Origin of the sequence: Anaeromyxobacter sp. SG66, assembly GCF_022690805.1 — a bacterium.
GTDB classification, from domain to species: domain Bacteria; phylum Myxococcota; class Myxococcia; order Myxococcales; family Anaeromyxobacteraceae; genus Anaeromyxobacter; species Anaeromyxobacter soli.
In genome coordinates this window covers 1-9531 of record NZ_JALCZC010000139.1, presented here as the reverse complement: position 1 = coordinate 9531, position 9531 = coordinate 1, and the positions used below count along the sequence as shown (strand labels likewise).

General features: G+C 75.3%; 6 protein-coding genes. 3 read left to right on the top strand and 3 right to left on the bottom strand.

Annotated features, from left to right (window positions below):
• From MNZ39_RS21810 to MNZ39_RS21795, 3 genes are all read left to right on the top strand, one after another.
• The coding region (locus tag MNZ39_RS21810) for a hypothetical protein (RefSeq protein ID WP_242341206.1) at positions 1 to 1599 on the top strand (1599 nt) is incomplete at its 5' end.
• A 223-nt stretch (positions 1600 to 1822) separates the two neighbouring features.
• On the top strand, positions 1823 to 4411 hold the full coding sequence (locus tag MNZ39_RS24730; RefSeq protein WP_305037345.1) for a S8 family serine peptidase: 2589 nt from the start codon (positions 1823 to 1825) through the stop codon (positions 4409 to 4411).
• A 284-nt stretch (positions 4412 to 4695) separates the two neighbouring features.
• Entirely contained in the window at positions 4696 to 6288 is a 1593-nt protein-coding gene (locus MNZ39_RS21795) for a DUF3943 domain-containing protein (protein WP_242341205.1), read from the top strand.
• 18 nt (positions 6289 to 6306) lie between these two features.
• Here MNZ39_RS21795 and MNZ39_RS21790 read toward each other — a convergent pair whose 3' ends face one another.
• The 3 genes from MNZ39_RS21790 to MNZ39_RS21780 all read right to left on the bottom strand — a co-directional run.
• The gene (locus MNZ39_RS21790; protein WP_242341204.1) at positions 6307 to 7809 is read right to left on the bottom strand and encodes a glycosyltransferase family 39 protein; all 1503 of its coding nucleotides are present in this window, start codon (positions 7807 to 7809) and stop codon (positions 6307 to 6309) included.
• A gap of 123 nt (positions 7810 to 7932) precedes the next feature.
• Entirely contained in the window at positions 7933 to 8610 is a 678-nt protein-coding gene (locus MNZ39_RS21785; RefSeq protein WP_242341203.1) for an Hsp20/alpha crystallin family protein, read from the bottom strand.
• 224 nt (positions 8611 to 8834) lie between these two features.
• The coding region (locus MNZ39_RS21780) for an MFS transporter (protein WP_242341202.1) at positions 8835 to 9531 on the bottom strand (697 nt) is incomplete at its 5' end.

Here is a 9531-nt window from a genome sequence, read left to right as displayed (position 1 = left end):
CCCGCCGCCGCGCCGCCGGGCCAGGAGCTCGCCGCGGCGCTCGGGAGCGTCTCGCTCGTGGGGCGCACGCTGCTCGTCCTGGCGGGGGCCTTCGTCCTGCGCGCGCTCGCCGACGCGGGGACGCTCCCGGCCGCGGTCGGCGTCGCCCTCGGCCTCGCGTACGCCGCCACGTGGCTCGGGTTCGCCCTGCGGGCCGGGGCGAAGGCGGGCGCGACGGCGAGCGCCGCGTTCCACGGCACCGCCGCCGCGCTCGTGGGCTTCCCGCTCCTCTACGAGGCGGCGTCGCGCTTCGGGCTCGCCTCTCCCCCGGCGGCCGCGGCGCTGCTCACCCTCTTCACCGCCGCGGCGCTCGCCGTCGCGGCGCGGCGCCGGCTCGAGGCGCTCGCGTGGATCGTGACGCTCGGAGGCATCGCCACCGCCGTCGCCCTCGCGGCCGCCACCGGGCGGCTCGGCCCCCCCGCGCTCTTCCTGGTCCTCCTCGGCGTCGCGACGCTGTGGCTCAGCTACGTGCTCGACTGGTTCTCGCTCCGCGCGCTGCCGGCGGTCGCCGCCGACCTCGCCGCGGCGGTGCTCGCGGTGCGGGTGGGCCTCGCGCGAGGCGGGGAGGGGGCCCTCGCCGCGTTCGCCGTGCTCACGCCGCTCATGGCGCTCTATCTCGGGACCGTCGCCACCCGCACGCTCCTGCTCCGCCGCGACGTGCTGGCGTTCGAGATCGCCCAGAGCGCGGCGGCGATCGCCGTCGGCCTCGGCGGCGCGGCGTTCGTGGCGACCCGCTCGGGCGCCGGCGCGTCCGCCATCGGCGCTGCGGTAACGGTGCTCGGGCTCGCCGCCTACGCGGTGGCGTTCGCGTTCCTCGAGCGCCCCCTGGACCGCCGCCGGAACTTCGTCTTCTACACCTCCGCGGCGGCGCTGCTCGTGCTCGCCGGGACGGGCCTCCTCCTCGACGGGCCCGCCCTGCCCGTCGCCTGGATCGCGCTCGCCGTCGCCGCTGGCGCGCTCGGAAGGCGACAGGGCCGGCTCACCCTCGCGGCACACGCGGCGGGGTACGCCGCGGCGGCCGCGATCGCGAGCGGGCTCGTCGCCCACGCGGCCGAGACGTCGCTCGCGTCGCCGCGCGTCCCGTGGACGCCGGTGACGCCTCCAGCGCTCGCCGTCCTCGCGGGGCTCCTCGCCGTCGCCTGGATCGGCGCCGAGGGAGGCAGGCACACCCGCGCCCAGCGCGTGCCGCGGATCGTGCTCCTCGCGACGCTCGCCGCGGGGCTCGCGGGGGTGGCGATCGGCTGGATCGCCCCCGCGGTCGCGGGCCTCCCCGGCCCGGGCGCGGACGCCGGCGAGCTCGCGGCGGTCCGCACGACGCTCCTCGTCTGCGTGACGCTCGGCCTCGCGTCGCTCGGCAGGCTCCCGGCCTGGTCCGACGGAGCCGCGCTCGCGTACCCCGCGCTCGCCGCCATCGGGCTCAAGATCGTGCTCGAGGATCTCCCCCGAGGACGGCCGGCGACGCTGCTCGTGGCCTTCGCCTGCTACGGCGCCGCGCTCATCCTGGTCCCGCGCATCCGCCGGCGGCGCGCGGAGGCGCCGGCAGCGCGGAGCGCCGCCTGAGCCACCCGAGCTCCTGAGCCCTGTGCCCTGACCCTCGCCCTGAGCCCTGCCCTGAGCCCTGAACGGGGCCCGGCGGCCGTGCCCACTCCGGGGCTCCCCTTGTTTGCGACTCCTACCTTCAGTGTAGGCTCCTCGCTCCCTTGCACGGACCTCCGGCGCGCAGGTGAGCCCACGCGTGCCGGGCAGGTGAAGGACGCGGCGAACTCGCACTCCGAGGACCGAAATGGCCAAGAAGAACGCCTTGCTGCTCTTGCCCCTGCTGGCGCTCGCCTCGCGAGCTCTCGCAGACGACGTCGTTGCCCTCGAGCCGTCCGGCCTCGCGCCTTCCGCGGAGACGGGCGCGCTCGTGGACGAATCCGCGCACCTCTGGTTCGTCGAGCTCGCGAGCCCGCCCACCTCGGAGGGCTCGAGCCTCGCCACGGTGCGCGCCCAGAAGAGCGCGTTCCGCGCGGCCGCCGCGAAGGCGGGCGTCCGCTACTCCGAGCGCTTCTCGTTCGACGTGCTCTTCAACGGCGTCTCCGTGTCGGTGCCGCCCGCCCAGCTCGGACGCCTCGCGCGGATCGCGGGCGTGAAGGCGGTCTACCCGGTCGAGACGATCGCGATGCCGGAGCCGGCCGAGGTCTCCGAGCCGGACCTCCTCACCGCCATCGCCATGACCGGCGCCGACGCCGCGCAGGAGGAGCTCGGGTTCACCGGGCGCGGCGTGAAGGTCGGCGTCATCGACACCGGCATCGACTACGATCACGTGGACCTCGGCGGCGACGGGGTCCCGCGCGCCAACAGCCCGTTCCCCGGCAGCCGCATCGTCGCCGGCTGGGACTTCGTCGGCGACGCGTTCAACGCCGACTCGAGCTCGGCGACGTACGACCCGACGACGGTCCCGGACGCGTACCCCGACGACTGCGCCGGCCACGGCACGCACGTCGCCGGGATCATCGGCGCGAACGGGAGGGCGCGCGGAGTCGCGCCGGACGCGCAGCTCGGCGCCTATCGCGTCTTCGGGTGCAAGGGCTCGACCAGCGCGGACGTGATGATCGCAGCGATGGAGGCGGCGCTCGCCGACGGCATGCAGGTCGTGAACATGAGCATCGGATCCGCCTACCAGTGGCCCCAGTACCCGACGGCCATGGCGGCGACGCGCCTCGTGAACCTCGGCGTGGTGGTGGTCGCCTCGATCGGGAACAGCGGCGCGAACGGGCTGTGGGCCGCCGGCGCCCCGGGCCTCGGCGAGAAGGTCATCGGCGTCGCGTCGTTCGACAACACGCACGCCATGCTGAACGAGCTCACGATCTCGCCGGACGGGACGGCCATCGGCTACACGAACGCGACCGCCGCTCCGCCGGCGCCGTACACGGGCACGCTCCCGATGGCCCGGACCGGCACCGCGAGCTCGACGGCCGACGCCTGCGCCGCGCTTCCGTCCGGAAGCCTCGCCGGAAAGGCGGCGCTCGTCCGGCGAGGGACGTGCTCGTTCTACCAGAAGGCCTTGAACGCCCAGAACGCGGGCGCGGCCGCGGTGGTGCTCTACAACAACACCACGGGCCGCGTGAGCCCCACCGTCGCCGGGGCGGTCGCGATCACCATTCCGGTGGTCGCCGTCTCCGCCGCCGAGGGGGCGCTCATCGACTCCAGGCTGGCCGCCGGCTCCGTGGACCTCACCTGGACGTCGGACCTCGGGAGCTTCCCGAACTCCACCGGGAACCTCATCTCCGACTTCAGCTCCTACGGCCTCTCGCCCGATCTCGCCCTGAAGCCCGATCTCGGCGCGCCCGGCGGGTACATCTACTCGACCTACCCCCTGGAGCTCGGTGGCTACGCGAGCCTCAGCGGCACCTCCATGTCGTCGCCGCACGTCGCGGGCGCGGTGGCGCTCCTGCTCGAGGCGCGGCCGAGCACGCCGTCGCAGCGGGTCCGGACGATCCTCCAGAACACCGCAGAGCCGAAGCTCTGGTGGCGGGACCCGACGCTCGGTTTCCTCGAGACGGTGGGCCGCCAGGGCGCGGGCATGCTCCGGATCGATCGCGCCATCCTCGCCACCACCAGCGTCGAGCCGGCGAAGCTCTCGCTCGGCGAGAGCCAGGCGGGGCCGGTCGCGCGCACGCTCACGGTCACGAGCTCCGCCGACGCGCCGGTCACCTACGCGCTCTCGTTCGTGAACGCCCTCTCGGCGCGGGGGACGTTCTCGCCGGTGTTCAACACGTCGAACGCGAGCGTCTCCTTCGGCGCGCCGACGGTGACGGTCCCCGCGCAAGGGAGCGCGACCGTCGAGCTCACCGTGACGCCTCCGACCGGGCCGGACAAGGCGCAGTACGGCGGCTACGTGGTGCTCACGCCCTCGGGCGGCGGCGAGATCCTGCGGGTGCCGTACGCCGGCTTCGTCGGTGACTACCAGTCGATCAAGGTCCTCACGCCGGCCGGCGCCGGGCTGCCGGTGCTGGCTCAGCTCGTGGAGTCGAGCTACGAGGCGCGGCCCGACGGCGGCACGTTCACGATGGCGGGCGACGACGTCCCGTTCGTCCTCGTCCACCTCGATCACCCGTCGCGCGCCCTGCGCCTCGACGTGACCGACGCCGCGAGCGGCAAGGCGTGGCACACCGCGCTCGCCGAGGATTACCTGCCGCGCAACGCGACGAGCGCCGGCTTCTTCGCGCTCGCCTGGGACGGCACGACCGCCGCCGGCACGAGGAGCTACGTCGTGCCGAACGGCAGCTACCTCGTCACCCTGTCCGTGCTGAAGGCGCTCGGGGATCCGGCGAACCCCTCCGACTGGGAGCGCTGGACGTCGCCCGTGGTCACCCTCGCGCGGCCTTGATCGCGGGGCCGTCGACGCCGCGCCGGTGTCCGGCGCCGCGCGCACGGAGTCGCCGATGAAACCGTCGGGCCGGTCCAGCGCGGACCGGCCCGACGCGTCTCTGGCCGCCGTGAGGGCTCCTGCGCGGCAAACCGCCACGCGCGTGAAAACCGAACTCGGGTGAAGCTCGAGCACCGCCGGGGGCGGAAGCGGCCCGAACGGGCGCTCGGGTGGATGTCGGAGGGCCGGAGACGCACGTGCCGGCGTCGGGTCCAGGTCGCTACGATCCGCGGTGGATACCGCTGATGCTCGCTCGTGTGATCTCGCCTCGCGGCCACGCGTCCCTCCTCGCCCTGGCGGCGGTCTGCGGCATCGCGCTCGCCCGGCCGGCGGGTGCGGACGCGCCCACGTCGCCGCGGGAGCGAGACGCGGCGCAGGCCGAGGAAGGGATGGACTGCGGCGGCGCGAAGCCCGCGGCGGGCGCGGCGCAGGGGGAGGGGGGTGACGACTCCCCCGGCGCCGCGCGCGCGAAGCCGGCGGCGAGCGCGGGGGGCGCGAGGCCCGCCGGAGCGGGGGAATCCGAGGACGGCGCGGGATCGGTAGCGAGTGGCGTCCCGGACCTCACGTTCCGGCCGCCGCAGCGCCGAGGGCTGCTGCCGAGAGGTCACCTCCTCCCCGCCCTCGAGACGGGCGTCATCACGGGCGTGATGCTCGGCTGGAACGTCTCCATCGGCGGCGCGCCCTGGGCGCGAGTGACCGCGCACACCATCGGACGGAACCTCCGGGGCAGCTGGGTGCTCGACGAGGATCGCTTCTGGATCAACCAGATCGGTCACCCGTTCCAGGGCATCTTCCCGTACAGCGCGGCGCGCTCGTCGGGCCTGGGGTTCTGGGCGTCGACCCCGTACCCGTTCGCCGCGAGCGCGATCTGGGAGATCGTCGGCGAGACCACGCTCCCGTCGGTGAACGACCAGATCACCACGCCGCTCGCCGGGGTCGTGCTCGGGGAAATGTTCCACCGGGTGTCGGGCATGATCCTCGACGGGCCCCGCAGCGGCTGGCGCCTCGCGGCCGCGACGACCTTCGCGCCCATCGAGAGCATGAACCGGGCCCTCGTCGGCACGGACCCGCCGGCTCCCACGCCGCCCTCGCGCGTGCAGCTCCGCGTCGGCGCGCTGTCCTTCGATCCGGACCTCCGCGCCGGCGGGAACGAGGGGGTGGTGCCGGAGCTCGGCGTCCGCCTGAGCTACGGCCTCCCCGGCGATCCGCGCTTTCGGTTCGAGCGGCCGTTCGACCACTTCGAGCTCGAATCCACGTACTCGACGGAGAAGGACCCCCTCGCGACGCTCTTCGCCCGCGGCGTGCTGGCCGGGCGGACGTTCGAGGGAGAGCGGGTGCGAGGCCTCGCCGGCGTCGCGCTCCAGTTCGACTTCTCGGCGCTGCGTCGCCACAGCGTCTCCACGAGCGCGGTGGGGCTCTCCGCGGAGGGGCGCTGGGAGCTGGCGCCGCGCGTCGCGCTCGAGGGCGCCGCGACCGCGTCGGCGGTGCTCCTCGGCGCCGCCGGCTACCTGGGAGGCCGGCCGGTGCACGATCGCAGCTACCGGATGGGCCCGGGGGGACAGGCGCACCTCGAGGCCCAGCTGCGGGCGCTCGGTCGCATCGCCGCGCGGCTCGTCGCGCGTCAGTACCTCATCGCCGGCCTGGGATCCCTCCCCGGCCTCGAGCGCGTCTCGACCGTCACGGGCGCGCTCGAGCTGCGCGTCGTCGGCCCGCACGCGCTCGGCGTGGAGGGGCTCCTCTCGCACCACGCGGGCGACGCGGGGGGAGGCGCGCCCGCGCGCTCCGAGACGGGCACGGAGCTCCGCGCGTACTACGCGTTCACGGCCGGGGTGCGGTGAGCCCCCCGCCACGCGGCGTCAGGGCTGATACGCGAAGCACCGCCAGAAGAAGAAGCGCCGGACCGTCCGGCCGTGGCGCACGATGGGGAGCTCGCCCGCGGCCTCGCAGCGCTGGAACGGGAGCTCGTCCGGCGCCCGGAACTTGAGGTCGTCGCAGAAGTAGACCGCGTCCCGTCCGCGGAGCGCCTCCGGGGAGGTCCACTCGTCGTACTGATCGCGGCGCCCGCCGAGGCGGGTCACCTCGAGGCCGTCGCCGCCGTAGAAGGCGGCGAGCGCGGAGAGCTGGAGTCGCCGCGAGAACACGAACGGCCGCGCGCCGGCGCCGGAGGCCTGGAGCCCGCGCAGCCGCGCGCCGACCTCCTCCCAGCCGACGAGGTCCGTCGCGAAGTCGAGGCGCGGCGGGAGCGGCAGCGCGAGCGAGATCGCCTGGACGTAGAACACGAGCGAGAGGGCGAGGCCGAGCCCCGCGGGCGCGAGGCGCACGAGCCGCGAGCGGCTCTCGAGCAGCGCCGCCGACGCGGGGATCATGAGGGTCAGGAAGGCGGGGCCGAACCAGTTCGGGTTCACGTAGGTGAACAGCGAGGCCACGGTGAAGAAGGCGAGGGAAGGCGCGGCACACCCGAAGACGAGCGCGGCCGCAGCGCTGCCCGCGCGCGCGGCGCGCCCGCTCCGCGCGAGCCCGACGAGGCACGCCGCCCAGACGAGCGGGGACAGGCTCTGCTGGGCGGCCAGGAAGCGCGGGACGGTCCGCCACGGGCGGAACGCGCCGCCGTGGCGCTCCACGAGCTGGAACAGGAACGACTCCCAGCCGTGCCGGGCGTTCCACAGCACGACCGGCGCGAACGCGAGCGCCGCGATGGCGAGCGCGAGGTACGGCTCCTTGCGCCGCAGCCACGCCCGGTGCGGGGTGAGGAGCAGGAAGAGGAGGATCCCCGGCAGGAGGAAGACGTCGGTGTACTTGGACAGGAGGCCGAGCCCGGCCGCGAGGCCGGCCGCGTACCACAGGCGCGGCGCTCCGTTCACCGCCCGCCACGCGAGCCAGGCGGTGAGGATCCAGAAGAACGTGGCCGGCGCATCCGGCGTGGTGAACACGGCGCCGAGCCCGAAGAGCGGCGCGGCGTTGCAGAGCAGGACCGCGCCCCACGCCACGTCGCGCCGGCCCGGGACGAGGTCGAGCGACAGGCGGAGGAGGACGAGCGAGGTGGCGGCGGTGAAGAGGAGGGCCGGGAGGTGGACGGCGAGGGTGCCGTGTCCGAGGAGGCGCGTCGAGACCGCCAGGATCCACGCGACGAGCGGCGGGTGATCGTAGTAGCTCGCGGCGAGCCGGCGCGACCACTCCCAGTAATACGCCTCGTCGTTGAACAGCCCGAGCCACGGGAGGATCGCGAGCCGGAGGAGGAAGAGGACCGCCACGGCCGCGGAGCGCGAGGCGAGGGGCGCTCCGCCCACGCCGGCGCGCGCGACGAGCGGCGGCGCGGTCGCGCGCGCGGAGTCCGGCGCCGTGGACGGCGAGGGTTCCATCGGCGCGCGAGGGTAGCGCGTCGCAGTCGCTCCGGAGCGCCTGGCGCCGCTGCAAAGACGGGGCTCTGCGGCCCCCCGGCGGGCGCCGGTGCGCCGAGCTGCGCGCGCGGCAAGCCGCCGCGGTCAGTGAACGCTCTTCCCCTCGCCGCCTCCCCGGATCTCGATGCGCTTGCTCTGCGCGCGTCCCTTCGGAAGGGGCAGGGAGACCTCGAGCACTCCGTTCTCGAACCGCGCGTCGGCCTGCTCGGGATCCACGCCCTCGGGGAGCGGGATGGCGCGCCGGAAGGATCCGTAGCTCCGCTCGGAGCGGTAGAACCCCGCCCCCTCCTCCTTCTGCTCGCGCCGGCGCTCGCCCTCGATGACGAGCGCATCGTCCTTCACCTCGACGTGGAGATCGTCCTTGGAGAGCCCCGGCAGGTCGGCCCGGACCACGAGGTGGCCCTCGCGCTCGAGGACGTCGATCTCGGGAGTCCAGAGCCCGCCGCGGGAGAGCGCCTCGCCCCCCCGCTCACCCCGCGGCATGAGCCCGCCCATCCCGAACCCCGCGTCCTCGAACATGCGATCGAAGTCGTCCATCATCCGGCGCATCAGCGAGAACGGGCTCATCGTGAAGAGATCGGAGCCCCGGAGCATCGGCGCTCGCGCCTCCCTGCGGGAGAGGCCTCCGCCCGTCCGCTGCTCCCCGGCGCGCTCCATCCCCTGCTGCTTCGGCGTCTCGCCCGCCTTCGCCGCCCGCTGCTCGCCCCCCGCCTGCCCCTGCGCCTTCTTCTGCTCCGCTCCCGCCGGGTTCTCGTTCGCCATGACCGCTCCTTCCGGACTCGCGTCCGGGCATGGTTCCGCGGCGTGTCGCGCACGCCCGCGTGGATGGGTCGGCTCGACGGTGGTGATCCGCGACCGGCGCCGCAAAGCCCCTCGCGCATTCGCCCGCGCGGACCTGGCGCGGCCGGAGCGGCGCCCGGTGAGCGGGCGGCGGCCTGCGCCACGCCCGCCCGAGGGGCTCCGTTCGCGCAGGATGGAGGAGAGCTTCAGGCCGCCGCGGCCGAGGGGGCGACTGCCGTGGCGGGGCGCCGCCAGAAGCGCAGCGCGAGCGCGAGCGTCGCGAGCTGCACGACGGCGACGAGCGCCACGCAGGCGGGCCAGCCGCCCGCGTGCCACGCGAGCGCGGGGAGCGCGCCGCCCGCGCTGCCGCCGAGGTAGTAGCAGGAGACGTACACACCGGAGGCGGCGGAGCGCATCTCGGCGGGCGCGGCGGCCTGGAGGTGGCTCGTGGAGGCGGACTGGCTCACGAACGCGGCGGAGCACGAGAGCGCGAGGCCGATCCCGATCACCCACAGGGAATGTACGAGCGTGAGGCCCCCGCCCGCCAGCGCTCCGGCGAGCGCCGCGGCGAGGCCGGCGCGCGGGCCGACGCGGTCGATCCAGCGGCCCGCGAACGGGACCACGAGCGCGCCGACGAGGTAGACCGAGAACATCCAGCTGAGCGCGCCGGCCCCGAGCCGGAACGGCGGCTCGGAGAGGTAGAGGGTCACGTACGTGAAGGTGGCGACGAGCGTGAAGAGGACGTTGAAGCCCACCGCGAACGTCGCGAGCAGGCGCGGATCGTCGAGGCGGCCGGCGAGGGCGCGCAGCGCCGCGAGCGGCGGGCCGCGCCGCGGAGCCGGGCGGCGCTCCGGCGGGAGGCCGCGGGCGACGGCGAGCGCGCCCGCGAGCGTGATCGCGCCG